We start from the raw sequence: 23,462 nt of genomic DNA on the forward strand, positions 1-23,462 counted from the left end.
ACCCGGGTCCTCCGGATGCGATGTAACTCACTGAACTGACTGAGGGATCTTCAGGATCCAGCCGGGGCAGGGACGCACCATCCCATCGGCCTCGGCACGCCTTTTGGCCGGTCCTGCTGTCATGTGGGGAAGGTCTGGCGCTCTCGCCACTGTCGGGACAACCGCAACGGTCCCTATCCTGTCACGCGGCGCCTTGCGCCTTGGGCCATTCGCCCGCGGACAGATCGACATAACGCCCCTCGGGGCGCTGTCAGTCTCTTGCCCCGGACTTGCGGGGCCTGCCGGTGGATGTCCCCGCGGGGACCCCGGCCTGCTGTCTCAGCCGAAGACGGCCATTGCGATGCCGCCCCAGAAGACCGCGCAGCCTGCGACAACGCCAAGGCGCATCATGCGGCCAGCAAAGGCGTCAGCGCTTTCCTTGGAGGAGGCTTTGTAGGGGAGATCAGCAATATAAGCCATCGTGGTCTGTCCTTCGGTCTCTGTGTTCCGGTGCTGGGGGCAACTGAGGAACGCGGGGGCGGAAGCAGGGGTGCTTCGCTGCTAGCCTCCTTAGAACAGACGAATCGGAGCGTAACGTTGACCGGAATGTGTTCAAAATGAGATTGCTTGTCGGAATTGCCACAACGGGCCGGGCCCCCATCCTGACCGAGACGGTCCGGGCCCTGATCCAGCAGGATCGGCAGCCCGATGGCCTGCTGTTGAGCGTCGGCGGCCCTGGCGACCTTGAGCCCGGGGCACTCGAGGACCTGCCGTTCCCGGTGGACGTGCTCGAGGGGCCCAAGGGGCTGACCAAGCAGCGCAATCGCATGATCGAGGCCTGCGGCCCCGAGGACGTGGTCATGATGATCGACGACGATTTCCTGATGGCGCCCGATTACCTGACGCGCTGCGAGGAGGTCTTTGCCGCTTATCCGGACGTGGTCATGCTGACCGGCACCGTTCTGGCCGATGGCATCGGCGGGGCCGGTTTCGATCACGCCATGGGCCGGACGCGGCTGGAGGAGGGGCTCAGGACCCCAGCCACCGGCGACCTGGCCGAGGTCTACAACGGCTATGGCTGCAACATGGCCTTCCGGGTCGGTCCGGCGCTTGCCTCGGGGCTGCGCTTCGACGAGGACCTGCCGCTCTATGGCTGGCTGGAGGACGTGGACTTCTCGCGCCGGTTGGCGGCGCACGGGCGGATCGTCAAGGCGGGGGCCACGCGGGGCGTGCACCTCGGCACGAAGACGGGGCGGACGCCGGGGGTCAAGCTCGGCTACTCCCAGATCGTCAACCCGGTCTACATGATCCGCAAGGGCACGCTGGCCCCGCGCCGCGCCTATCGCCTGATGCTGGGCAATATCGGCAAGAACATTCTGCGCACCCCCTGTCCCGAACCCTGGATCGATCGCTGGGGGCGGCTGAAGGGCAACCTGCTGGCCCTCGCCGATGTTGCCCGCGGTCGGGTTGATCCAATGCGCGTGATGGAGATGTGACCATGACCCTGCACCGAGATATCCCGACGCTTCCGGCCGCGCCCGCCCTCGGGGCCAAGGCCCGTCCGCCCGCCGAGGCGGCCGCAGGCGGGGACGTGTCGGGACAGCCGTCGGAGAGCAGGGTGCAGGGGCATATCTACGGCATGGACCTGATGCGCTTCGCCGCGGCGATGATGGTCGTGCTCTACCATCTGGGCACCTACGGCGCGGCGACCCCGATCTTCGACCCGCCGGTGAGCGAACGCGCCTTTCCCGCGCTGTCGCAGATCACATGGGCCGGATGGGTCGGGGTGCAGGTCTTCTTCGTCATCTCGGGCTTCGTCATTTCCGCCAGCCTGCGGCAGGGCAGCGTCTCGCGCTTTGCCGGCAAGCGGGCGGTGCGCATCCTGCCGACGCTCTGGGTCTGCACCACGCTGGCGCTGCTGATCCGGCTGGCCTGGGGCGAGCCGGTGGGCGACCGGGTGGCGGACTGGATGCGGGCGTTTTTCCTTTCCCCGAAAGGGCCTTACATCGACGGCGTGGTCTGGACCCTCGTGGTCGAGGCGGTCTTCTACGTGGTGATCGGCACCGGGGTCTGGCTGGCCGGGCGCCTGCGGATCCCACGCCCCGTGCTGCTGGACTGGGGCGCCTTTGTGCTCGCAGTGGCGAGTGCCGGTTTCCTCACGCTCTATGTCCTCAGCGCGATCGAGGCGCCGGCGCTGCACGCGCGGCTCAGCTGGTTCGGCTTCAAGGTCGTGCTGCTGCATCACGGGGTCTTCTTCGCCGCCGGCATGGCGCTCTCGGCGATCCACCGGATGGGGCCGACGCCGCTAAGGAACACGACCTTCCGCATCGCGATGATCTTTGGCATCGGCGAGATCTATTCCAAGGCCGACATGGGGGCGGCCTCTCTCTACCCGCTGGCGATCTTCCTTCTGATGATGGTGGCGCTGCATGTCTCGCTCACCGCGAACCAGAAGATCGGCGCGCTGCCGCTTGCCAGCCATTCGCCGACGCTGGGTCTGATGTCCTACCCGATCTACCTGTGCCACTTCACGCTTGGCATGTATCTCGTGCCGTTCCTGGAGCCCTACGTGGGCAACGCGGCGCTGCTGATGACGGTGACGCTGCTGGCGACGCTGACGCTGGCCTACGTGATCACCCGGGGGCCGGAACCCTGGCTGCAGGCGCGCCTGCGGGCGGTGCTTCTGCCCCGGCGCTGAGGCCGGGCAGACCGGCACCAAGGCACTGACCAAGGCAACGACCAACGCCCGGGGCAGACAGGGCGTGCTGCCCCTCCGGGCCTGCCGCAGGGTCAACTGGCCTGCTGCCCAAATCGTTCGCGTACCAACTTCATTCCACCGCTCTCGTTCGCGTGATGCTTGACGCATGGGCGCGGGCCCTCGCAACATCCTCGCGAGGTGTACACAGATCACCCTGTGTCACGAAAGTGACAACAAGGACCGGGGCAAACCCGGCCATGATCCCACGGAATGGAGGAATGACCCCAATGAAGACGCGCATGAGGGCTTTGCTGCTGACGGCAGCGGCCGGTTCGCTGATGGCGGGCACGGCAGTCGCCGAATGTCCCGCGGTCACCCAGGCTGACATGATGGGCGTGACGCCCGGCGATTTCAGCCAGCAGATGGAACTGGCGGATTTCACCGCCGCTGCCAGCTGCGAGATGTCCTACTCGGAAAACCCCGAGATGGCAGAGCTGAACGCCGCGATCCGCGGCAACCCCGAGCTGCCCCCGCTGGCCGAGCGCCTGCCGGAAGAGCCGCTGGTCGTGATCCCCTATGCCTCCGTCGGCAGCTACGGCGGGACGCTGCGTGCGCTCTCCAACGCGACCGAGGCGGGCACCTCCGACTTCCTGTCGGTGCGTCACGTGAACCTCGTGCGCTATGCGGACGACCTGCAGACCATCGTGCCGAGCGTGGCCAAGTCCTGGGAATGGAACGAGGATTTCACCCAGCTGACCTTCCACCTGCGCAAGGGCCACAAGTGGTCGGACGGCGCGCCCTTCACCTCGGCCGACGTGAAGTTCTGGTATGACAACATCTCGCTCGATCCGAAGGTGATCGAGAAGCCCAAGGACTACGTCCTCGTGGCCGGCGAGCCGATGACCGTCGACACGCCCGACGATGAAACCGTCATCTTCAACCTGCCGTCGCCCAAGCCGGGCCTGCTGGCACACTTCGCCACCACCTTCGCGCAGGCCTTCCTGCCCAAGCATTTCCTTGGCCAGTACCACCCCGATATCAACCCCGATGCGGATGCCCTGGCGCAGGAAGCGGGCTACGAGACCGGGCTGGCAGTGATCTCGGCCTATTTCGGCAACTCGGACTGGACCGACACGCCGACGCCGATGCTGAACAGCCCTGACAAGGTGGGCAAACTGGCCAAGGACACCTATCCGACGCTGGAGAGCCACATCTACGTCTCCGAGACCACCGAGGGCCGCAAGCTGGTGGCCAACCCCTACTTCTTCATGGTCGACACCACCGGCCAGCAGCTGCCCTACATCTCGCGTCAGGATGAGCTTTACGCCAACGACAACGAGGTGCGGATCCTGAAGCTGGTCAACGGCGAAGTGGATTACAAATCTCAATCACTTACGCTAGCTGCGGCGCCTATCCTTCTGGAAAGCCAGGAGAAAGGCGATTACGCGATCCAGCTGAAGCCGACCATCGCGATGCCGACCTTCTCGTTCAACGTGACCTCGGCCGACGAGGGCAAGCGCGAGGTCTTCGGCAATCTCGAGTTCCGCAAGGCGATGTCGATCGCCATCAACCGCGACGAGCTGAACGAGACCTCCTTCTTCGGTCAGGGCGAACCCAAGCAGTTCATCGGCTTCTCGCCCACGCCCAGCTTCGTCGATCCCGAGCTGACCTCGATGTATGCCGAATATGACCCCGAGAGCGCCAAGACGATGCTGGACGGCATCGGAATGGTCGACACCGACGGCGACGGCTACCGCGAGCTGCCCAACGGCGAGAAGATCGTGCTGAACATGCAGTTTGCCACCCAGGGCATCGGCGGCGAGGTTGTCGAACTGGTCGCCCAGTACTGGGCCGATGTGGGCGTGCAGACCGCGGTCAAGGAAGTCACCCCGGACGAATACCGCTCGGCGCAATCCTCCAACCAGCTCGACGTGGGCATGTGGGAGAAGGGCCAGCCGGTCGCGATCGTTCTGGGCAACAACGAGCTCTGGGTGCCGCCCTTCGAAAACTACTTCGCGCACCGCACGGGCATGCTGTGGGCCGAATGGGTCGAAAGCGGCGGGGCCAGCGGTGTCGAGCCGCCGGCCTTCGTGAAGGAGCTGATGGACGACGTGAACGCCTTCCAGGGCGCGACCCCGGGCTCGGAAGAGCAGGCGGAGATCGGCGCCAAGATGGCCAAGACCATGACCGAGAACCTGCTCTTCATCGGCACGGTTCAGGCGCCCAACGTGATCTATTCGCGTAACGCCCTGAAGAACATGGCCGAGTTCAAGACCCAGTCCTACGAATACTACCGGACCTATCCCTATCTCGCCGCCCAGTGGTGGCTGGACGAGTGATCCGGATCTCGTAAGACCCGACCCCGGGCGGCATCACCGCCCGGGGCCTCCGCCACGTGACGGCACATGTGCCGCCCCCAGCCGGATCGGAGCCCATGCTGCAATTCGCCCGTTTCGCCGCCGTGCGCGCCGCCATGGCGCTGTTCACGCTGCTGCTTGTCTCGCTCATCGTCTTCTCGCTCATGGAGCTTGTGCCGGGGACATGCGCCGAACGCTACCTCGCCTTCAAGAACACCCAGGGGTCGGGCATCTCCATCGCCGATATCGAGGCGGAGGAACGTCGTCTCGGCCTCGACCGGCCGTTCCTGATCCGCTGGGGCAGCTGGGTCGGCAATGTCTTCGTGAAGGGCGAGTTCGGCGACAGCTGTATCCTGCGGCTCAACATCAATGACCTCCTGGGCGACAAGTTCCTGATCTCGGCAGCGATCTGCTTTGCCTCGCTGATCCTGGCCTACCTGATCGCGATACCGGTGGGGATATTGTCCGCCTCCTCGACCTCAGCGGTGCTGAACGGCTCGTTGCGCTTCGTCAGTTACCTCGGCCTCGCCATGCCGAACTTCCTTCTGGCGCTGATGATCATGCTCTTCTCGACCGTGATGTTCGGGGATTCCATGACCGGCCTCTTCTCCAATGCCTACCGGGATGCGCCCTGGAGCCTGGCCAAGCTGGGCGATTTCCTGAGCCGCGCCTGGTTGCCGGTCTTCATCCTCGGCTGGTCGGCCACCGCTTTCGCACTCCAGACCGTGCGCGCGCTGATGCTGGACGAGAACGACAAGCTCTATGTCACCGCGGCGCGCGCCCGCGGGCTCTATGGCCGGCGGCTGCTCTGGCGCTATCCGGCGCGCCATGCGCTCGGGCCGATCGTGAACTCGCTCGGTTTCGACCTGAACCGGATCTTCAACGAACTGCCCATCGTGGCGATGATCCTGACCCTGACCGAGGCGGGTTCGCTCCTGCTGGAAAGCTTGGCGCGGTCCAATGACCAGCAGTTGGCGGGGGCGATCATCTTCCTGCTGACGGCGACCATCGTGGGGCTGAACTTCGTGACCGACATCGCGCTTGCGCTGATCGACCCGCGGGTCCGGAAATCGGTGATGGGAGGATGAGGATGCGCCTGAAATCCCGCGAAATTACCGTCTGTCTGCCACCTCGCGCGCGAGCCGAAGACCGTTGTGAAACGCGTCACACGACCGGTCCGCACTGTGATGCGTCACGTTCAACAAGCATCGCCCTCCATCTGCCGCCGCGCGCCCGACCCGAGGGGGGGCGCAGAGCGCCCTCCCTGGGGGGAGGGTCGGGCGCGGCGCAGGGCCTTGGCCCTGCGCTGGAGAGCCACACGTATGGCCCCCAGAAGGTAAGGCGTGCGAAGTCGCGACGTGTGGGCACCATCGGTTTGCGCGCCAGTACCGCCACCCATGGCCGCGCGCCCCGGATCGGGAGGGCCGCGTGATGCACACGATGATGACCCGCGCCGAAGCCCTCTACCTGCCGCTGCCGCGTAGCACCCCGCCGGACAAGGCCTGCGACACGACCAAGGGAGCCCCGACATGAGCGAGAAAATCCCCGCCACCACAGGCCCGAACGTCGAGATCGTCGAGACCGAGGACGCCGTCGCCCGCCGCGCCCGCGAGGCCTATTTCACCGCTTCCCAGCGACAGCTCATCTGGGCCCGCTTCAAGAAGAACCGCACCGCCATGGTTGCTGCCACGATCCTCATCGTGCTGGTGCTGATGGGGCTCTTTGCGCCCTTCCTGTCGCCCTACAACCCGACGGTGGCCGGGCGTGACAAGGACTATACCAACGGCGCACCCCAGATCCCCAAGTTCTGCGATGACCAGGGCTGTTCCATGCGGCCCTTCATCTACGGCGTGACCCGCGAGCGGTCGCTGGCGACCAACTTCCGCTGGGTGACCAAGGTCGATCCGACCGACCGGCGCTATGTGCAGCTCTTCGTGAAGGGCTGGGAGTACGACCTCGGTCCCCTGACCTTCAACCGCCACCTCTTCGGCGTGGACAAGGGCTTCATCCACCTCTTCGGCACCGATGACACCGGCAAGGACATCTTCTCGCGCACGCTGCACGCGATCTACACCTCGCTGGCGGTCGGGACGCTGGGGGTGCTGATCAGCTTCGTCCTGGCGCTGATCATCGGGGGGATATCCGGCTATTTCGGCGGGGTGACAGACGGGATCATTCAGATGGTGACCGACGCCATCCGAACGGTGCCGATCATCCCGCTCTTCATGGCCATCGCGGCCTTCATCCCGCAGGAATGGTCGTCGGAAACCCGGTTCTTCTTCATCTCGATCATCATCGGCTTCATCAACTGGCCGACACTGGCCCGCCGGGTGCGCACGCACCTGCTGGTGGAGCGGAACCAGGAATACGTGCTGGCAGCGCAGCTCTGCGGCGCGCCCGCGGGCCATATCATCCGCAAGCACCTGCTGCCGTCCTTCACCAGCTACATCATCGTCGATCTGGTGATTTCCTTCCCCTATATCGTGCTGTCCGAAACGGCGCTCAGCTTCATCGGGCTGGGGCTGAAGGACCCGGTCAATTCGCTCGGCGTCATGTTGCAGAACACGACCTCCGCCGATGTCCTGCTGAACTATCAATGGTACTTCATCCCCGTGCTCTTCTTCATCGCCCTCGTGATGGCCTTCGTCTACGTGGGTGACGGGCTGAGGGATGCCGCCGATCCCTACGGAGGGACGAAGAAATGGGCCTGATCTCCGTCAAGGACCTGACCATCCGCTTCGCCACGGACGAGGGCCTGATCACCGCGGTGGACGATGTCTCTTTCGACATCGCGCCGGGGGAAATCCTCGGGCTGGTGGGCGAGAGCGGCTCCGGCAAATCAGTAACCGCCAAGGCGCTGATGCGCCTCAACGGCGGCAACACGCGCTATGACGAGAGCAGCCAGATCACGCTTGGCGTGCCCGGTGAGGCACCGGTCGATGTGCTCTCGCTCAAGCGCGAGCGCGACATGGAGCCGATCCGGGGCGGCGCCGTCTCGATGATCTTCCAGGAGCCGATGGCCTCCTTCGCGCCCGCGATCACCGTGGGCCAGCAGATGGTCGAACAGCTGCTGATCCACACCGACATGACCAAGGCGCAGGCCAGGAAACACGCCATCGACATGCTGGACCGGGTCGGCATCCCCGATCCCGCGCGCCGGTTCGAACAATACGCCTTCGAGTTCTCGGGCGGGATGCGGCAGCGGGCGATGATCGCCATGGCGCTTTCGACCTCGCCCAAGCTGCTGATCGCGGATGAGCCGACCACCGCGCTCGACGTGACCATTCAGGCGCAGGTCATCGACCTGATGAAGGACCTCGTGCGGGAATTCGGCATGGGCATCCTCTTCATCACCCACGACCTCGGCGTGATCGCCCAGACGGCGGACCGGGTGGCGGTGATGTACCTCGGCAAGCTGGTGGAGACCGGCACCGTACGGCAGGTGATCCGCACGCCGGGGCATCCCTATACCCGCGGCCTGATCGACGCGCTGCCCAAGCTGTCGGACCTCGACGCGCCGCTGACGCCGGTGCCGGGGGACATCCCCTCGCCACTGAACCGGCCGGCGGGCTGCGTCTTCCACACCCGCTGTTCGATGGCGCGGCCCGGGCTCTGTGACGTCTCGGTGCCGCTGGCCGAAGGGCTGCCGGGCGGGCAGTCCGTGGCCTGTCACTTCGCGCTCGACATCCGCCAGAAGGAGGGCGCCGCATGAGCACAGATCCCGTCATCGAGGCCAAGAACCTCTCGGTCCGCTATCCGCTCGGCAAGGGGTTCCTCGGGCCGCGCGCCACGCTCGCGGCGGTCGACAACATCTCGCTCAACATCGAGAAGGGCAGTTTCTTCGGGCTCGTGGGCGAAAGCGGCTCGGGCAAGACGACTTTGGGGCGGGCGCTGCTGAAGGCGGCCCCGATCTCGGAGGGCGAGGTTTTTTATCGCGACGAGGACGTCAGCCACGACCTGCGCACTATCAAGGGGTTGGAGCTCAAGGACTACCGCAAGCGGGCGCAGCTGATCTTCCAGGACCCCTACGCCGCGCTGTCCCCGCGCATGACCGTGCGCGACATCATCGCCGAGCCGCTGGAGGTCATGGGCCTGACCAGGACCCGGGCCGAGACCGACGCCCGCGTGCGCGAGATCGCCGCGAAATGCCGGCTTAACCTCGAACACCTGCGCCGCTTCCCGCATGCCTTCTCGGGCGGTCAGCGGCAGCGGATTTCCATCGCCCGTGCGCTCGTCTCGGGGCCGAAGTTCATCGTGGCGGATGAAAGCGTCGCGGCGCTCGACGTCTCCATTCAGGCGGACGTGCTGAACCTGCTCAAGACGATCCAGCGCGACATGGGGATTTCCTTCCTCTTCATCAGCCACGACCTGTCGGTGGTGGCTCATACCTGCGACCACGTGGCGGTGATGTACCTCGGGAACCTCGTGGAGACGGCGCCCACGCGCTCGCTCTTCACCCGGCCGCGGCATCCCTATACCTCGGCGCTGCTCTCGGCGATCCCATCACTCGATCCGGACGACACCCGGGAGGCCGAGAAGCTGACCGGCGAGATCCCGTCGCCCGCGAACCCGCCCAAGGGGTGCAAGTTCCACACCCGCTGCCGCTTTGCCCGCGACGCCTGCACCGCCGAGCGGCCCCAGTTGCGCGAGATGGCCCCCGGTCATAAGGTGGCCTGCCACTTCGCGGAGGAGTTCGATTTCTCCGCGAACGGGGCGCTGCAATCGGCCTGAGCGCCGGAAGAGACGGCCGCAACAGAGACGGCTGACAGAAAGATGGCGGGGAGTGGGATGACCAAGGGAAACGTGCTGCTGGTCACGCTGGACCAGCTGTCGGCATCGGTGCTGGACGGGGACCTCGCGGTCCATGTGCCCACGCCCAACCTCGACCGGCTGCGCGGCGAGGGGACCTATTTCGCCAACCATTTCACGGTGACTGTGCCCTGTGGCCCGGCGCGGGCCAGCCTGCTGACAGGGCTTTACGCGATGAACCACCGCGCGGTGCGCAACGGCGCGCCGCTGGCGAAACACCACGCCACCGTGGCGACCGAGGCGCGCAAATCGGGCTACGAGCCGCTGCTGTTTGGCTATTCCGACGTGATGCCAGACCCCACGGGCATGGACCCGGAGGACCCGGACCTGTCGGTCTACGAGGGCGTCGCGCCGGGCTTTCGCGAGCTGGTGGAGATGCGGCTGGACTATGGCCGGGAATGGCCCGGCTACCTCGCCTCCAAGGGGTATGACGTCCACGTGGGGCCGGGGGACTGGCCCTCGTTCTTCGTGCCCACGGGGGCAGGCCTGCCTCGCGATCCCGCGCCCTACGCGGCCGAGCATTCCGACACCTGCTACCTGACAGATCGCACCCTGATGGCGCTCGACATACGGCAGCGGCTGGGGGACGCGTGGTTCGCCCATCTGACCTATATCCGGCCCCATCCGCCGCTTCTGGCGCCTGCGCCCTACAACACGCTGGTCGATCCCGCCGCGCTGCCTCTGCCCGAGCTGCGCGCGCCGGATCATCCCTTCGTCAGCGCATGGTTCTCGCAGCCGGTCTTCGGCGGACTCTACCACGGGTTCGATGGGGATTGCGCCGGGATGACAGAGGCGCGGATGGCAGAGTTGCGCGCGGTCTACCTTGGCCTCGTGGCGGAGGTCGATCACCACCTCGGCCGGGTGCTGGACTGGCTTGACGCCACGGGGCAGGCGGACAACACGCTGGTCGTCGTCACCGCCGATCATGGCGAGATGCTGGGCGCGAAACGGATGTGGGGTAAGGAAAGCGTCTTTGACCCGGCCTTCCATGTGCCGCTGATCCTGCGGGTGCCGGGGCAGGCGGGCGGCGCCCGCGTCGAGGCGATCACGGAAAGCGTCGACCTCGCGCCCACCGTGCTGGACTGGATCGGCCGCGATGCACCACCGGCCATGGACGGGCGCTCGCTGCTGCCCTTCATCACCGCTGCGATGCCGGCCGACTGGCGCGATGCCGCGCTGATGGAAGCCGATTTCGGCAGTCCCACCAAGGTCACGCGCTTCATGGAGCACATGGGGCTGAGCCTTGATCGCGCCGGCGTCTCGATCCTGCGCGAGGCGCGCTGGAAATACGTGCATTTCGGCGGCGGCGTCCCGCCCATGCTCTTCGATCTGGAGGCCGACCCGCAGGAAACCCGCGATCTCGCCGCCGATCCCGCCCATGCGGCGGAGGTCTCGCGCATGGCGCGCAAGCTGATCGACCGGATGACGGAACGCCGCGACCGGCGGCTGACGGGCTGGGTGCGGGGCGGCTGAGGCGGCCTGTCCGGGTGGCGCGCACCTGTTGCCGATGATCTCCCGCGGTGTCGCGCCGGCGAGACGGGTCCTGCGCCTCGGGCCATGAGAAAAGCGCCGGGGCCTCGGGCTCCGGCGCTTTCAGATCAGCGGTCGCTGTCCTGCCAGCGGGGATTGATCCACGGCTGGCTTTCGTCGCGCGGCAGCCTGCGGCCAAGGATGTGATCCGCCGCCTTTTCCCCCACCATGATCGAGGGCGCGTTCAGGTTGCCGTTCGGGATGGAGGGGAAGATCGAACTGTCCGCGACCCGCAGGCCGCTGACGCCGATCACGCGGCACTCCTCGTCTACCACGGCGCCCTTGTCGGTGGCGGCCCCCATGCGGCAGGTGCCACAGGGGTGGTAGGCGCTTTCGGCGTGCTCCCGGATGAAGCTGTCGAGCTCATCGTCGCTTTGCACGTGGCTGCCGGGCTGGATCTCTGCGCCGCGGAACGGGTCGAAGGCTTTCTGACCAAAGATCTCGCGCGTGACGCGGATGCAGTGGCGGAAATCGATCCAGTCCTGTTCCTCGGACATGTAGTTGAAGAAGATCCGCGGCGCGCCCTCCGGGTCTGGCGACTTCAGCGTGATTTCCCCGCGTGAGGGTGAGCGCATCGGCCCGACATGGGCCTGGAAGCCGTGGCCCTCTGCCGCCGCCTTGCCGTCGTAGCGCACGGCGAAGGGCAGGAAGTGGAACTGGATGTCGGGGTATTCGACCCCGGGCCGCGAGCGGATGAAGGCCGCGCTCTCGAACTGGTTCGAGGCACCGAGGCCCGACTTGAAGACCATCCACTGCGCCCCGGCGAGCGCCTTGCCGAAGAGGTTCCAGTGCTTGTAGAGCGTGATCGGCTGGGTGCAGGCCTGCTGGATGTAAAGCTCCAGGTGGTCCTGCAGGTTCGCACCCACGCCGGGCCGGTCCGCGATCACCTCGATGCCATGCTCCGCCAGCTGCGCGGCGGGGCCGATGCCCGAATGCATCAGCAGCTTGGGCGAGTTGATGGAGGAGGCGGCGATGATCACCTCGCGCCGGGCCTTCACCACCTCGATCGCGTTGCCACGACGGACCTCGACGCCCGTGGCGCGGCCATTCTCGATCACGACCTTGCGGGCGAGACAGCGGTGCAGGGTCAAGTTGGGCCGTTTCAGCGCCGGTTTCAGATAGGCATTGGCCGCGGACCAGCGGCGCCCGCGCCAGACGGTCTGCTCCATCGGGCCGAAGCCTTCCTGCTTCTCGCCGTTGTAATCATCCGTCGTCTCGAAGCCCGCCTGTTTCCCGGCCTCCACGAAAGCCTGGTAGAGCGGATTGCGCCGCGGGCCGCGGGTGACGTGCAGCGGGCCGTCCGTGCCGCGCCAGTCGTCATCGCCACCGTGGCCGCCGTCGTGCCAATGCTCCATCCGCTTGAAGTAGGGCAGCACATCGGCATAGGACCAGCCCTTGGCGCCCATCTGGGACCATTGCTCGAAGTCCATGGCGTGGCCGCGCACATAGACCATCCCGTTGATGGAAGAGGACCCGCCCACGACCTTGCCGCGTGGCGTCACGAGGGTGCGGTTGTCCAGATGCGGCTCCGGCTCCGTCATGAAGCCCCAGTCGTAGCGCGACATGTTCATCGGGTAGGAGAGCGCGCCGGGCATCTGGATGAAGGGCCCCGCATCGGTGCCGCCGTATTCCAGCACGATCACCGAATGCTGCCCGCTTTCCGAGAGCCGCGCCGCCAAGGCCGACCCGGCAGAGCCGGAGCCGACGATGACGAAATCCGCTTCCATCTGTGCCATCAGAACGCGGCCTCGACGTCGCCCATGCAGACATAGACGGATTTCACCTGGGAGTAGTGGTCAAGCGCGGCGCGGGCGTTCTCACGGCCCACACCGGACATCTTGTTGCCGCCGAAGGGGCTTTCCACGGGCGTCAGGTTGTAGGTGTTGATCCAGCAGGTGCCGGCCTCCAGCTGCGCCACGACGCGGTGCGCCCGCTTGATGTCGCGGGTGAAGAGCCCGGCGGCGAGGCCGAAATCGGTGGCATTGGCGCGCGCGATCACCTCGTCCTCGTCCCGGAAGGTGAGGATCGACATGACGGGGCCAAAGATCTCGTCCGTGGCGAGGGCCATGTCGTCGGTCACGCCGTCGAAGGCGGCGGGCGTCAGGAAATAGCCCGGGCCCTCGGGGACATCGCCGCCGAAGAGCAGGTTGGCGCCCGCTTCCTTGCCGGCCTCGATGCAGGCCAGCACCTTCTGGCGCTGCGTGTCCGAGACCATGGGGCCGACGGTGACCTCCGGGTCCAGCGGATCGCCCAGCTTTGCGGTGGCGGTGCGTTCGGCAAGGCGTTTCACGAAGGCATCGTGGATGTCCTCGTGCACGAAGACGCGCGTCCCGTTGGAGCAGATCTGGCCGGTGGAATAGAAGTTGGCGTTGATCGCGGCCGAGACGGCATTCTCGATCTCCGCGTCCTCGAAGAGGATCAGGGGCGACTTGCCGCCAAGCTCCATGGTCACGTGGCGGATGCCATCGGCGGCCGCGGCATAGACCTTGCGCCCCGTCGGCACGGAGCCGGTGAGCGAGACCTTGGCGCAGCGCGGATCGCTGATCAGCGCGGCACCGACACGGCCCGTCCCCTGAACCACGTTGAAGAGCCCCTCGGGCGCGCCGGCCTCGACGAGGATCTCGGCCAGTTTCAGGGCGGAGAGCGGCGTGACCTCGGAGGGTTTGAAGATCATCGCATTGCCGGCGGCAAGCGCGGGCGCGGCCTTCCAGCAGGCGATCTGGATCGGGTAGTTCCACGCGCCGATGCCGACGCAGGTGCCGAGCGGCTCGCGGATCGTGTAGACGAAATCCTCCCCCAGCGGCACCGTTTCCCCGGTGACGGCGGCGATCAGACCGCCGAAGTATTCCAGCGCCTGCGCCCCGGATTCCGCGTCCGCCACCAGCGTTTCCTGGATCGGCTTGCCGGTATCGATGGTCTCGATCTCCGACAGCTCCTGGTTCCGTTCGCGGAGGATGTCCGCGGCCCGGCGCAGCACGCGGCCACGCTCCACGGGCGGCAGGGCGGCCCATGTCTTCTGCGCGGCGGCGGCGGCGGTGAAGGCGGCGTCGATCTCGGCCTCGGTGGCCTCGTGCAGCCGCGCGGTCACCTCGCCCGTGAACGGATAGAGGGAGACCATCTCGGGTGCGGAGGTGTCATGGGTATACTGGCCGCCGATGAAGTGGCTGGCCCTGGGCTGTACGTCGCGCATCTCATTCGCCTCGCGGATAGCGTTTGTTGTCTTCCAGCACGTTCAGGTCCATGTGGTTGCGCATGTAGCGCTCCGAGGCCTGTTGCAGCGGCTGGAAATCCCACGGGAAGTACGACCCGTTGCGCAGCGCCTCGTAGACCACGTGGCGACGGGCCTGAGACTGGCGCACCTCGGCGTCGAAATCGCCCATGTTCCAATAGGTTGCGAGTTGTTCTTCGAACTTTGCCGCAACCTCTGCATGGGCCGGATCGGTGGCGAGGTTGGTCAGCTCGTGCGGGTCGTTCTCAAGATCGAAGAGCTGCGGCGGGTCGAGTTCGCAGTGGATGTATTTCCACTGGTCCTGACGCAGACCCACGACCGGTGCATAGGAGGCCTCGGCGGCGTATTCCATGCGCACCGGCGTGGTGCGCGCGGTGCCGTTGGCCAGAGGGACAAGGCTTTCGCCATCGGTCCAGGGCAGCACCTCGGTCAGGTCGATGCCCACCAGATCGGCGATCGTGGGCGAGACATCCATGGTGGAGACCGGCGTTTCGATCAGCCCTGCGGGCATGCCCGGCGCGGCCACCATCAGCGGCACGCGGGCAGAGCCTTCGAAGAAGTTCATCTTGAACCAGAGGCCCCGCTCACCCAGCATGTCGCCGTGGTCCGAGACCAGCAGGATGATAGTGTTCTCCACTTGCCGGGTGCCTTCCAGCGCCTCGAAGATCTCGCCGATCTTGTCGTCGAGGTAGGAGATGTTGGCGAAATAGGCGCGACGCGAGCGGCGGATGTCCTCGTCCGTGATGTCGAAGTTGCGCCAGTCGTTGGCGTCGAAGATCCGCTTGGAGTGGTTGTCCTGATCCTCGTAGGGGATCGCGGGCACCGTGGGCTCCAGATGCTCGCAATGCTCGTAGAGGTCCCAGTACTTCTTGCGCGCGACATAGGGGTCGTGCGGGTGGGTGAAGGAGACGGTCATCATCCACGGGCGGTCGTCCAGACGGCGGCCGAGGTCATAGACCTTGGCGCGGGCGTTGTAGGCGACCTCGTCGTCGTATTCCATCTGGTTGGAGATCTCGGCCACGCCGGCCCCGGTGACGGAGCCCATGTTGTGATACCACCAGTCGATCCGCTCGCCGGGCTTGCGGTAGTCCGGGGTCCAGCCGAAATCGGCGGGGTAGATATCCGTGGTCAGCCGCTGCTCGAAGCCGTGCAGCTGGTCGGGGCCCACGAAATGCATCTTGCCGGACAGGATCGTATGGTACCCGGCGCGGCGCAGGTGGTGCGCGTAGGTCGGAATGTCCGAGGAGAATTCGGCCGCGTTGTCATAGACCCGGGTGCGGCGCGGCAGCTGGCCCGCCATGTAGGAGGCCCGCGCCGGCGCGCAGAGCGGCGAGCCGGTGTAGGCGTTCTTGAACCGGGTGGAGCGGGCGGCGAGCTTCTTGAGGTTCGGCGCATGCAGCCAGGGGGCAGGGCCGTCGGGGAAGAGGGTGCCGTTCAGCTGATCCACCATGAGGATCAGGATGTTGGGACGGTCAGCCACGGGATGTCCTTTCGAGCCAGAGGGTGAGGTAGTCTTCGACAAGCGTCTGCGTCTCGCCCCGTTCGGGGGCGCAGTCCTGCAGGGCGTGGCGGATGTAGAAGCCGTCGATCAGGGCGGCGAGGCCCTGTGCCGCGGCATGGGCCTGCGCCGGATCGAGCAGCGCCTTGAGATTGTACATCAGGTTGGATTGCAGGCGTTTCGAGTAGACCCGCAGCAGCCGGGCCACGTCCTCGGAATGCATCGCCTGAACGTAGAAGGTGAGCCAGGCCGATACGATCTCGTGATCGAACTGGTCATCCGCGAAGCTGGCTGCGATAATGGCCCGCAGTCTTGCTTCGGGCCCCTCGGCCCGGGCCAGGCGACCGGACACGGAGGCCCCGAAATTCTTGAGGATATGCCGCATGGCCGCCAGGAAGATCTGGTCCTTGGAGCCGAAGTAGTGATGCGCGAGAGCAGAGGACATGCCCGCGCGCTTGGCAATCTGGCTGACGGTCACGTCCAGCGATCCGGTCGCGCCGATCTCGGCGATGGTCGCACGGATCATTGCCTCCCGCCTCACAGCCTGCATCCCGACCTTGGGCATATGCTCAACTCCCGGTCACTCTCCCGGAAAACCTGTGATTCCGGTTTACTTTTGACGTCTGTTGGTTTTTGATTAACTCATCAATCAATAAAAATGCAACCCTGAGGGTCACCCGCTGTGGCGGCCCCGGACCAAGAAAACACCAAGGAGGAACGATATGACTTTCACCAAACGCAGCCTGACCAGTGCCGTGGCCCTGATGGCGATGACCGGTGCCGCTCTGGCGGAGTGTGACGAGGTCACCTTCTCGGATGTCGGCTGGACCGACATCACCACCACGACCGCGGCCACCAAGCATGTGCTCGAAGCGCTCGGCTACGATGTGGACGTCAAGGTTCTGTCGGTGCCCGTGACCTTCGCCTCGCTGGAAAGCGATGACGTGGATGTCTTCCTCGGCAACTGGATGCCCGCGCAGACCAGCGCCATCACGCCCTACCTCGACAGCGGCGAGATCGAGAGCGTCGCGGTGAACCTCGAAGGCACCAAGTACACGCTGGCCGTGCCGGACTACACCTATGAGAAGGGCCTCAAGTCCTATGCCGACATCGCCAAGTTCCGCGAGGAACTGGACGGCAAGATCTACGGCATCGAGCCCGGCAACGAAGGCAACGCCTACCTGATCTCCCTGACCGAGGAAAACACCCACGGCCTCGAAGGCTTCGACGTGGTCGAAAGCTCGGAGCAGGGCATGCTGGCACAGGTGGAACGCGCCGTGAAAGCCGACAAGGACGTGGTCTTCCTCGGCTGGGAACCCCATCCCATGAACGCGGCCTTCTCGCTGAAATACCTGCCCGGCGGCGAAGAGTTCTTCGGCGGCGAAGGCGTGGTGAACACCGTGACCCGCAAGGGCTTTGCGGCGGAATGCCCGAACGTCGGCAAGCTGCTGGAAAACCTCAAGTTCACCCTGCCGATGGAAAACGAGATCATGGGCATGATCCTGAACGACGGTGAGGACGCCGGCGATGCCACCGAAGAGTGGATGAAGGCGAACCCCGACCTGGTCCTGTCCTGGCTGGACGGCGTGACCACGAAGGACGGCGGTGACGCCACCGAAGCGGTCAAGTCCGAGCTGCTGGACTGACCCCGCGAGGCCCGGCCCCAAGCCGGGCCTTTTTCATGACGGAACTCGGCGGGACGCGGCAGGATGGCCGCGCCCGCTGCAAGAACAGGGACGAAACGGATGCTGGACTGGCTGACGGATCACAAGATCCCGGTAGGCAAGGTCGCAAAGGCCTTCTTCGACTGGCTGAGAGACAACTTTTCGGGCTTCTTCGACGCGCTCGCGCAGGGCGGCGAACACCTCATCGATGGGCTTCTGTGGCTTCTGCAGACCCCGCACCCGCTGATCATCATCGCCATTTTCGTGGCCTTCACGTGGTGGATGCAGCGCAACTGGAAGACCTGCCTCTTCGTGGCGCTCGGCTTCCTCTTCATCCTCAACCAGGATTACTGGGAAGAGATGACCGAAAGCCTGACGCTGGTGGTCTCCTCCTGTCTGGTCTGCATGGCGATCGGGGTGCCCATCGGCATTCTCTGCGCCCACCGGCCCAAGCTTTATGCCTGGGTGCAGCCGGTGCTGGACCTGATGCAGACCCTGCCGACCTTCGTCTATCTCATTCCTGCGATTGTCTTCTTCGGCATCGGCATGGTGCCCGGCCTGATCGCCACGGTGATCTTCGTGGTGCCCGCGCCGATCCGGCTGACCTATCTCGGGGTCTCCTCCACGCCCACCGCGCTGCTGGAAGCGGCAGAGGCCTTCGGCGCCACCGGCAGCCAGAAGCTGTGGAAGGTGGAACTGCCCTACGCCACGCCGCAGATCATGGCCGGTCTGAACCAGACCATCATGCTCTCGCTGTCCATGGTCGTCGTCGCGGCGCTCGTGGGGGCTGACGGGCTCGGGGTGCCGGTGGTGCGTGCGCTGAACTCGGTGAACACGGCGCTCGGCTTCGAGAGCGGGTTCATCATCGTGGTCGTGGCGATCATGCTGGACCGCATCCTGCGGATCGGAGGCCGGAAATGAGCCAACAGAAGAAAATCGCGGTCAACTTCGACAAGGTCTCGATCGTCTTCGGGGACGACCCGGACGATGCTCTGCCGCTGATGGACAAGGGGCTCAGCCGCCCCGAGATCCAGCAGAAGACCGGGCAGGTGCTGGGGGTGCATGATTGCGACCTCAGCGTCGAGGAGGGCGAGATCCTCGTGCTCATGGGCCTCTCGGGCTCGGGCAAGTCGACGCTGCTGCGCGCGGTGAACGGGCTCAACCCCGTGGTGCGCGGCAAGGTCGAGGTCCACGACGGCACCGGCATGACCGACATCACCCATTGCGACAAGGGCACGCTGCGCAAGATGCGGCTGAACCGGATCGCGATGGTCTTCCAGCAGTTCGGCCTGCTGCCGTGGCGCGACGTGCGTGACAATGTGGGTCTCGGCCTCGAACTGGCGGGGATGAGCCGGGCCGAGCGCGACAAGCTCGCCGACGAGAAGCTCGAGATGGTGGGCCTGACCGACTGGGCCGACCGCAAGGTCAGCGAGCTCTCGGGCGGGATGCAGCAGCGTGTGGGCCTGGCCCGCGCCTTTGCCACCGACGCGCCGATCCTGCTGATGGACGAGCCCTTCTCGGCGCTCGATCCGCTGATCCGGGCCCGGTTGCAGGACGAGTTGCTGGAGCTTCAGAACAAGCTGCAACGCACGATCATCTTCGTGAGCCATGACCTCGACGAGGCCTTCAAGCTGGGCAACCGCATCGCCATCATGGAAGGCGGTCGGATCGTCCAGTGCGGTACGCCGCAGCAGATCATCGCCAACCCGGTGAACGACTACGTGGCGGATTTCGTGGCCCATATGAACCCGCTCGGGGTGCTGCGCGCCATGGACATCATGAGCGAGGGCCCCGCCGCCGCCGGTGCGCCGCATGTGCCGGCCGAGGCGCTGGTGACGGAGGTCATGGACGCGCTGAAGGCCGGTGCCTCCGAGGTGCAGGTGGTGGACGCCGAAGGCGCGCCCGTCGGCCGTATCTCCCAGGGGGATGTGATCCGCGGCCTCACCGGCTGAGCCATCCCAAGGGGACAGTGACAGGGCGCGGCGTCTTTGGGGGCCGCGCCCTTGTTCGTGCCGTCCGCGCGAAGGAAGCCGAGGGACGCGCCCGTCGCGGGCTTGCCCGTTTTCTTCGAAGAAAACGGATCGGAAAATGTGCATTTTCCGGGCAGGTCGGAGAGGGACGGTTCTGTCGGAGGGGGACGGTTCGGGCAGAGCGGGCAGGCGCGATCGGGGACGGGGCCCGGCGCACGGGCGCGGGGCCTCAGGGCAGGGCGCGACGCAGCCCGCCGGGGCGGGGCGTGTCGGCGGCGGCGGCCTCGACCCAGGCCTCCAGCGCCTCGCGCGTGGGGGGCCAGAGCGTCTCGGCGGCGGCGATGGCGGCGTCGCAGCCTTCCCGGTCCCCGGCCCGCGCGGCGGCCTCGGCCCGGTGCAGCTGCGACAGCAGCCGTCCGGCCCCGAAGGTGGCGGAGCTTCCGGCGAACCGGTGCAGCCCTTCGGCCAGCGTGTCGAGGTCCGGGAGGCTGGAGGCCTCCACCGGACCGGCGGGGCGCGGGGGCCGGGCCTGCCAGTCGGCCCGCAGGCGCTCACCCTCTGCGATGAAGCTGCGCACGAGGTCGCGGGCCTTGGCCGTGCCCGTGGCGGCCTGCAGCTCCTCCAGCACCCGCCGGTTCAGCGGCGTCGGTTGCGGGCTGGCCCGGAGCACGCGCCGCAGGTCGCGCCAGCGGAGCGGTTTGGAGAGCACCTCGTCGAGGCCGTGGGCGCGCAGTTCCTGCGCCACGCCCTCGCCGATATGGGCGGTCAGCGCGACGATCCGGGTGCTGCGGCAGGGGCCGTCGCCGGTGCGGATGTGGCGCGTGGCGGTGGTGCCGTCCATCACCGGCATCGAGACATCCATCAGGATCACGTCATAGGCCCGCTCGCGCGCGGCCTGCAGGCCTGCGGCGCCGTCATGGGCCTCGGTCACCCGGTGGCCGTCCCGTTCCAGCATCTTGCGGGCGACGAGGCGGTTGGTGGCGTTGTCCTCCACCAGCAGGATGTCGAGGGCGGGCAGGGCGCCGGTCTCGGTTTCCACCGCGGGGGCGGGATCAGACGCCGCCTCGGCCATGGGCAGGGGCAGGCGGACCCAGAACAGGCTCCCCTGACCTTCCTCGCTCTCGACGCCGATGTCGCCCCCCATGGCCCGGGCCAGCTGTCGCGCGATCCCGAGGCCGAGGCCGGTGCCCTGCACCTGTTCGCGCAGGGCGCTGTCGAGGCGCACGAAATCCTCGAAGATGCGGGTGACGTCGGTGGGCGACATGCCGATGCCCGTGTCGCTGACCTGGAACTCCACCTGCTCCCGGCCGACGCGGGCGGCGTCGAGGGTGATCTCGCCCTCCCGGGTGAATTTCACGGCATTGGAGACGAGGTTGAGCAGGATCTGCCGCAGGCGGGCCCGGTCGCCGTTGACCCAGCCGAGGGTCGGGGCGCCCGGCGTGCGCATCAGCTGGTTGTCCCTGGCCTGGGCGCGGGGCACTTCGCTGTCGATGATCTCGGCGAGGAGCTGATCGAGGTCGAAGGGCGCCGCAGTCAGCTGGGTCCCGCCGCCCTCGATCTGGGTCAGGTCGAGGACGTCATTCACGAGACCCAGCAGCACCTGCGCCGAATTGCGCAGCACCGGCAGCAGGGCGCTCCGGCTGGCCTCGTCGCTGTCGTCCATCAGTTCGATCGTGCCGAGGATCCCGTTGAGCGGGGTGCGCATTTCGTGGCTGATCACCCCGAGGAAGCGCGCCTTGGCCCGTTCGCCCGCGCGGGCCTGATCACGGCTTTCCACGAGCGCTGCCTCGGTCTCGGCTTGGTGCGAGATGTCGCGGATCATGCAGACCAGCACCGCCCGGTCGTCCCGCCGGGCCATGTCCATCGACAGTTCGACCGGGAAGGTGCGCCCGTCGGAATGGCGCCCGGTCAGCCGATAGCCGCGCTTGCGCCCCTCGGCGCAGGCGTCGGTCAGCTCCTTGCCAGAGACCGGACGGGCGCCGTCCTGCCCGGAGGAGCGCAGCAGCGCCCCGATCCGCTCGCCGATGGCGCCGTCGCCCTCCAGCCCGAACATCTGCCGACCGGCGTCGTTCAGGCTCTCCACCACGCCGCGCGGCGTCAGCACGGCGATCGCGTCCTGCGAGGTCTCGACAATGGTCGCCAGCCGGGCCGTGGTAGCCGAGACCTCCGAGGCCCGCCGCCCGCTCAGCACCGCGAGTCGGAGCGAGATCACCACCAGAGACGTCAGCGCGAGCAGCAACACGGCGCTGACGAGCGCCAGCCTGTAAAGCACGTTGGCGACGTCGCGCCGGGCTGCGTCGGATTGGGATACGAGGGCCTGGTTGCCGATCGACATGATGCTGCGGATCTCGCGACGCGTGCTCTCGACCCGGCCACCCAGGCTCTCGACCGTGGCGATCAGCGCCGGGTCGGGCAGGTCGATGATCCGGGCCCAGTCATAGATTTCCTGCGCTGCCCGTCGGAAGGCACCGTCCATCCGCGGGGAGTCGAGCGCGGGGGTGTAGAGCGGGCTGTTCATTAGCGTGTCCACGCGGCTGTAGAGGATGTCGTAGCGGCGTTTCATTTCCTTGAGCGCAGTGGCAAGGGCGTAGTCCGCAGGATGTGCCGCGGGATAGCTGGGGGGATGCGGGTCGTCCACGCGTGCAGCGGGTTGGGGGGAGGTCCCGGCGTTTGCCCCGGTTCCGGCATCGGGTCGGGCGCCGGTTTGGGCCTCGGTTTGGAAATTGGGTTGGGCGTCCTCTCGCTGGTTCGGTTGGGACCCGGGTTGATCGGTGTTTTCTGTCCCGGGCAGGACGTTCCCTCGGGGACTGGATTGCGCGTTCGGCCCGGCCAATGCTTGGGGTCCGGCTTGCGGCTGTGACCGCTCTTCTGTCCGAGGGGCCTCCGTGCCGCTCTGCGCAGGTCCGGCACCATCTTGCTGTCCGCGCGGCACCAGCGGGGGCGATGTGCTCTCGTCCATCGGTCCCTCCGGAGGGGAGCCGGTCGGCGCGGCGGCCGGTGCCGCGTGTTCGGCAGTCGGCAGAACCGACGGTGAAAGGGGGCCGACGGCGGAGCCCTGCGCAACGGGCCCTCCGGGCGCACGCGGTGCGGGGGGGCTCTGGGGGGCGGCTTGTCCCGGTTGGGCCTGAGAGTTGTCGGTGCCAGCCGGGCCCTGAGGCGCATCAGGCATTGGTGGGGCAATCCCCGGCGAGGCTTGGGACGGGATGACGCCCTGCAACCCCTGCGGCGGGGCCACAGCTGGCGGGCCCTGCGGTGGCATGGGCCCCGGTGGCGGGCCGTTGGGCGGCCATGGGCCCGGGGGAGGAGGCCGCTGCCCTGGGCCGTTCGCGCGGATTTCGGCAAGGCGATTGGTGACGTGGTCGAGCGCTCCGGAAAACTCCAGGTACTCGACCTCCAGCTGGCTCAGCGTCCACTGGACGTTGTCGGAGGGGGAGGAAGAGAGCTCGGAGAGTTTGCTGCGCACTTCGGTCAGCAGGTAGAAGATCACGACAAGGCAGAGCGCAGAGACCATGGCAAGGCCGACTGCGCGGACGATCCGCCAGTTGATCTGACGCCGAAAGCGCGTCAGGTCACTCGTGTCGGTCCCCATGATCAGGCCTCCGACCTTGTCCCGCATTTTCTTGTCCGGCACGCGCCCCTAAAGAGCGGGTCCAGCGTCCAGACCGGTGTCCGGTGCAGGCGCTCCCTCAAGAGGCCCCGGTCCCGCAGCGCGGCACCGCGCCAGAGGC

At 66.7% G+C, this 23,462-nt stretch carries 17 protein-coding genes; 11 read left to right on the forward strand and 6 right to left on the reverse strand.

Annotated elements, in window-relative coordinates; translation table 11 throughout:
- Positions 1–318 precede the first annotated feature (318 nt).
- The gene (locus ACX9MO_RS17150) at positions 319–459 is read right to left on the reverse strand and encodes a hypothetical protein (protein ID WP_222489804.1); all 141 of its coding nucleotides are present in this window, start codon (positions 457–459) and stop codon (positions 319–321) included.
- Between the two features lie 137 nt (positions 460–596).
- Here ACX9MO_RS17150 and ACX9MO_RS17155 point away from each other — a divergent pair, with 137 nt between their 5' ends.
- The 8 genes from ACX9MO_RS17155 to ACX9MO_RS17190 all read left to right on the forward strand — a co-directional run bounded on the left by ACX9MO_RS17155 (position 597) and on the right by ACX9MO_RS17190 (position 11,316).
- A complete protein-coding gene (locus ACX9MO_RS17155) occupies positions 597–1,475 on the forward strand; it encodes a glycosyltransferase family 2 protein (protein WP_462212716.1) in 879 nt (292 codons plus the stop codon).
- Positions 1,476–1,477: 2 nt separating this feature from the next.
- Entirely contained in the window at positions 1,478–2,677 is a 1,200-nt protein-coding gene (locus ACX9MO_RS17160) for an acyltransferase family protein (RefSeq protein ID WP_462212717.1), read from the forward strand.
- Positions 2,678–2,964: 287 nt separating this feature from the next.
- Positions 2,965–5,016, forward strand: a complete 2,052-nt coding sequence (locus tag ACX9MO_RS17165) for an ABC transporter substrate-binding protein (protein WP_462212718.1) — start codon at positions 2,965–2,967, stop codon at positions 5,014–5,016.
- A gap of 95 nt (positions 5,017–5,111) precedes the next feature.
- Positions 5,112–6,122 (forward strand): ABC transporter permease, encoded by a 1,011-nt coding sequence (locus ACX9MO_RS17170; RefSeq protein ID WP_222489807.1) that lies wholly within the window; start codon positions 5,112–5,114, stop codon positions 6,120–6,122.
- 441 nt (positions 6,123–6,563) lie between these two features.
- Positions 6,564–7,745, forward strand: coding sequence for an ABC transporter permease (locus ACX9MO_RS17175; protein WP_462212719.1), 1,182 nt, complete (start codon positions 6,564–6,566; stop codon positions 7,743–7,745).
- A complete protein-coding gene (locus tag ACX9MO_RS17180) occupies positions 7,736–8,746 on the forward strand; it encodes an ABC transporter ATP-binding protein (RefSeq protein WP_462212720.1) in 1,011 nt (336 codons plus the stop codon). The genes ACX9MO_RS17175 and ACX9MO_RS17180 overlap by 10 nt, the downstream gene beginning before the upstream one ends.
- Positions 8,743–9,765 carry an ABC transporter ATP-binding protein gene (locus ACX9MO_RS17185; protein ID WP_462212721.1) on the forward strand — a complete coding sequence of 341 codons (1,023 nt, stop codon included), beginning with the start codon at positions 8,743–8,745 and terminating at the stop codon, positions 9,763–9,765. Before ACX9MO_RS17180 ends, ACX9MO_RS17185 begins: the two co-directional genes overlap by 4 nt.
- 57 nt (positions 9,766–9,822) lie before the next feature.
- Positions 9,823–11,316: a sulfatase-like hydrolase/transferase gene (locus ACX9MO_RS17190; RefSeq protein ID WP_462212722.1), complete on the forward strand. Its 1,494-nt coding sequence runs from the start codon at positions 9,823–9,825 to the stop codon at positions 11,314–11,316.
- Positions 11,317–11,441: 125 nt separating this feature from the next.
- On the opposite strand, the gene betA is transcribed toward ACX9MO_RS17190, so the two are convergent.
- From betA to betI, 4 genes are read right to left on the reverse strand one after another with little or no spacing between them, the layout of a single operon-like run.
- Positions 11,442–13,100, reverse strand: a complete 1,659-nt coding sequence (gene betA, locus ACX9MO_RS17195; protein WP_462214470.1) for a choline dehydrogenase — start codon at positions 13,098–13,100, stop codon at positions 11,442–11,444.
- A gap of 8 nt (positions 13,101–13,108) precedes the next feature.
- Positions 13,109–14,563 carry a betaine-aldehyde dehydrogenase gene (gene betB / locus ACX9MO_RS17200; protein ID WP_462212723.1) on the reverse strand — a complete coding sequence of 485 codons (1,455 nt, stop codon included), beginning with the start codon at positions 14,561–14,563 and terminating at the stop codon, positions 13,109–13,111.
- Between the two features lies 1 nt (position 14,564).
- Positions 14,565–16,052: a choline-sulfatase gene (gene betC / locus ACX9MO_RS17205; protein ID WP_462214471.1), complete on the reverse strand. Its 1,488-nt coding sequence runs from the start codon at positions 16,050–16,052 to the stop codon at positions 14,565–14,567.
- Between the two features lie 22 nt (positions 16,053–16,074).
- The gene (betI, locus tag ACX9MO_RS17210) at positions 16,075–16,626 is read right to left on the reverse strand and encodes a choline-binding transcriptional repressor BetI (protein WP_462212724.1); all 552 of its coding nucleotides are present in this window, start codon (positions 16,624–16,626) and stop codon (positions 16,075–16,077) included.
- 196 nt (positions 16,627–16,822) lie between these two features.
- Between betI and choX the strand changes: the two genes are divergently transcribed.
- From choX to choV, 3 genes are all read left to right on the forward strand, one after another.
- Positions 16,823–17,746: a choline ABC transporter substrate-binding protein gene (gene choX / locus ACX9MO_RS17215; protein ID WP_222489815.1), complete on the forward strand. Its 924-nt coding sequence runs from the start codon at positions 16,823–16,825 to the stop codon at positions 17,744–17,746.
- A 102-nt stretch (positions 17,747–17,848) separates the two neighbouring features.
- Complete coding sequence (gene choW / locus ACX9MO_RS17220; protein WP_462214472.1) at positions 17,849–18,685, forward strand: choline ABC transporter permease subunit; 837 nt, start codon at positions 17,849–17,851, stop codon at positions 18,683–18,685.
- The gene (choV, locus tag ACX9MO_RS17225; protein ID WP_222489816.1) at positions 18,682–19,716 is read left to right on the forward strand and encodes a choline ABC transporter ATP-binding protein; all 1,035 of its coding nucleotides are present in this window, start codon (positions 18,682–18,684) and stop codon (positions 19,714–19,716) included. Before choW ends, choV begins: the two co-directional genes overlap by 4 nt.
- Positions 19,717–19,963: 247 nt before the next feature.
- Here choV and ACX9MO_RS17230 read toward each other — a convergent pair whose 3' ends face one another.
- Positions 19,964–22,372: a hybrid sensor histidine kinase/response regulator gene (locus ACX9MO_RS17230; RefSeq protein ID WP_462212725.1), complete on the reverse strand. Its 2,409-nt coding sequence runs from the start codon at positions 22,370–22,372 to the stop codon at positions 19,964–19,966.
- Positions 22,373–23,462 lie beyond the last annotated feature (1,090 nt).

It is taken from the genome of Pseudooceanicola profundus (assembly GCF_054919315.1).

What these genes read in the sequence shown, in the direction of transcription:
- ACX9MO_RS17150 (WP_222489804.1), bottom strand. Translation starts at nt 459, where the DNA reads ATGGCTTATATTGCTGATCTCCCCTACAAAGCCTCCTCCAAGGAAAGC.
- ACX9MO_RS17155 (WP_462212716.1), top strand. Translation starts at nt 597, where the DNA reads ATGAGATTGCTTGTCGGAATTGCCACAACGGGCCGGGCCCCCATCCTG.
- ACX9MO_RS17160 (WP_462212717.1), top strand. Translation starts at nt 1,478, where the DNA reads ATGACCCTGCACCGAGATATCCCGACGCTTCCGGCCGCGCCCGCCCTC.
- ACX9MO_RS17165 (WP_462212718.1), top strand. Translation starts at nt 2,965, where the DNA reads ATGAAGACGCGCATGAGGGCTTTGCTGCTGACGGCAGCGGCCGGTTCG.
- ACX9MO_RS17170 (WP_222489807.1), top strand. Translation starts at nt 5,112, where the DNA reads ATGCTGCAATTCGCCCGTTTCGCCGCCGTGCGCGCCGCCATGGCGCTG.
- ACX9MO_RS17175 (WP_462212719.1), top strand. Translation starts at nt 6,564, where the DNA reads ATGAGCGAGAAAATCCCCGCCACCACAGGCCCGAACGTCGAGATCGTC.
- ACX9MO_RS17180 (WP_462212720.1), top strand. Translation starts at nt 7,736, where the DNA reads ATGGGCCTGATCTCCGTCAAGGACCTGACCATCCGCTTCGCCACGGAC.
- ACX9MO_RS17185 (WP_462212721.1), top strand. Translation starts at nt 8,743, where the DNA reads ATGAGCACAGATCCCGTCATCGAGGCCAAGAACCTCTCGGTCCGCTAT.
- ACX9MO_RS17190 (WP_462212722.1), top strand. Translation starts at nt 9,823, where the DNA reads ATGACCAAGGGAAACGTGCTGCTGGTCACGCTGGACCAGCTGTCGGCA.
- betA (WP_462214470.1), bottom strand. Translation starts at nt 13,100, where the DNA reads ATGGAAGCGGATTTCGTCATCGTCGGCTCCGGCTCTGCCGGGTCGGCC.
- betB (WP_462212723.1), bottom strand. Translation starts at nt 14,563, where the DNA reads ATGCGCGACGTACAGCCCAGGGCCAGCCACTTCATCGGCGGCCAGTAT.
- betC (WP_462214471.1), bottom strand. Translation starts at nt 16,052, where the DNA reads ATGGTGGATCAGCTGAACGGCACCCTCTTCCCCGACGGCCCTGCCCCC.
- betI (WP_462212724.1), bottom strand. Translation starts at nt 16,626, where the DNA reads ATGATCCGTGCGACCATCGCCGAGATCGGCGCGACCGGATCGCTGGAC.
- choX (WP_222489815.1), top strand. Translation starts at nt 16,823, where the DNA reads ATGACTTTCACCAAACGCAGCCTGACCAGTGCCGTGGCCCTGATGGCG.
- choV (WP_222489816.1), top strand. Translation starts at nt 18,682, where the DNA reads ATGAGCCAACAGAAGAAAATCGCGGTCAACTTCGACAAGGTCTCGATC.